1 protein-coding gene is annotated in these 994 nt (G+C 59.5%); it reads right to left on the bottom strand.

From position 1 onward, the window contains the following. Positions 1-707: 707 nt before the first annotated feature. Positions 708-994: hypothetical protein (locus tag AC5Y5B_RS25200; protein WP_225326012.1), on the bottom strand; the 287-nt coding region annotated here is incomplete at its 5' end.

Genomic DNA, 994 nt, shown 5'->3' with positions numbered 1-994 from the left:
GGTGTCGCTCGTGTCTAGGACGGCGCCCGGTGGCAACCCGTCGACTGTTTTCCTGCAGGTACCGAAGCACTGAGTCCTCGGCCTCTTGTTAGCTTTTCGGGATCTTCGGTGACGGCGCAATGGGTGTGGGTTCCATGGGCCCTCCTGGAATCATTGTCGCGCCGGATGGGGCTGATGGCCCCGACCCGGTGTGCTTGGTTGGATTGGTCGATGAGCATGTTGCAAGAACACCGGCGGTCAACAGAACAGCGAATACCTCGAGCAATTCGCCAGGTTTTGTCTTTACTTTCATTCTCGTGTCACTTCGGTGGTGTCGCATCGGTGCGTCCGGCGATGATGTGCCCTGTGTTATCGAGCGCGAGGTTCCCACTGTCCGAGCCACAAATACGAAACCGGAGTCGGCAGAACAGCTTGGGCTTCACCCCAACACCAACGTAACTGGTTTGCACCACCGTCAGGACCGATGAAGGCTACGTAGAAGCCATTCCGAAATTGCTGGCGAGGTCAAACCCGCGAAGGGGAGCCCGTCAGTCTTTCGCTGGACGGGCCCGCTGATTAAGAGTCAGCGGGCCCGGACGGCTGTCGGCGGATAGTGGATGGGCGGGGTAATCAGAGCGCGGGTTATGTCGACAGTAGTGGCATTGATGTCTGAGGCTCGGTCGCCTTGACGCTAAAGTCGGGGGGAGACCTCGCTGGCATGGCTGCTTTCAGGTGTGATCCAGTTCGTCGAGGTTCCCGTCAGCCCACTCTTCGGCGGACGCCATGGCTTCCGGATGATCGGACATCCATTTGCCGTGTGCCATGCATCGCCGGCGCAACTCCTCCTGGTCTGTGTCTCGCTGAGGCAACCCGACGTAAGCATAAATCTCTTCCTCGCTGAATGTGCGGCCTGCGCCGTGATCGGCTTCTGCTGCGATCAGCGAATCACGAAAGCCTGGTAGTGCCAACCAGAAGTCGGTGTCGTCGCCATCGTCGTCGGCCGACCGATCAGCCT

The organism is Mycobacterium sp. NGS33 (assembly GCF_059812885.1).
This window is presented reverse-complemented; position numbering and strand designations above follow the sequence as displayed.